This window comes from Mesorhizobium tamadayense (assembly GCF_003863365.1).
In the GTDB taxonomy this organism is placed as follows: domain Bacteria; phylum Pseudomonadota; class Alphaproteobacteria; order Rhizobiales; family Rhizobiaceae; genus Mesorhizobium; species Mesorhizobium tamadayense.
This window is the reverse complement of sequence record NZ_RQXT01000198.1, coordinates 1-683: the sequence shown is the minus strand read 5'-3', so window position 1 is coordinate 683 and position 683 is coordinate 1. Positions and strand designations below refer to the sequence as shown.

The window sequence follows — 683 nt, the reverse complement described above, 5'->3', positions numbered from 1 at the left end:
TGAACAGGCCAATGGCCTTGTCGGTATGGCGCAACAGAAGCATGCCGGCGTCCGAGGTGATGGCACCGCCATCGAAACCGGCGACAACTTTGTGGCCGTCAAAGCCTTCAAATTCGCGCTGCTCGGAGATACAGTCTGTTTGCATCGGCTCTCTTCCGTGAATCCGTTAAGCCTTTGTTGCAAAAGCAGTTTTACAGATTCGCAGAGCCGATGCACCACCTGCTTTGAGAAATTCAGGCTAGTTCGACTGCAGCTAGCCCAGGCGTTCGGCTAATATGATCACCCCGTCGTGCGCCTGCGGAACGGTTTTGTCGCTGAGACCGGTGCGCTTCGCCGCTTGCAGGCCGGGCGCAGTTCGGACATCTACGTGACTGCGCGATATCGACCTCAATGCGAGCAGCTGCTCAGTGCCTTGGCGTGTGATCGGCGAGAACGTTCAGGTAGTGCTTCTGGCCGGTCGAGTTATCATCCGTCATGCGGGCCGGGTGTGGCCGATCATTCCCAATTAGAGCGCACAGTCATTCTCTGCCGACCGCAGTTCTTTGTCGTCGTCAAGGCGCCAACCTCCCGCACTACACGGTCAACCTTGAGGCTTGCGACAACATGCACTGCTGCGGACAATCGGAGACGCGCCCCCTCTCGATGCCGGCGCGCTATGTCCGGCTCCATGCCGCTGGTGCGGA

2 pseudogenes are annotated in these 683 nt (G+C 58.7%); one reads left to right on the top strand and one right to left on the bottom strand.

The window, feature by feature from the left end:
* Window positions 1-145 (bottom strand): annotated as a pseudogene (locus EH240_RS37230) (IS1380 family transposase); the annotation flags it as partial.
* 188 nt (window positions 146-333) lie between these two features.
* On the opposite strand from EH240_RS37230, the pseudogene EH240_RS37225 reads away from it, so the two are divergent.
* Window positions 334-488: pseudogene (locus tag EH240_RS37225) on the top strand (Mu transposase domain-containing protein); the annotation flags it as partial.
* Window positions 489-683: the final 195 nt, after the last annotated feature.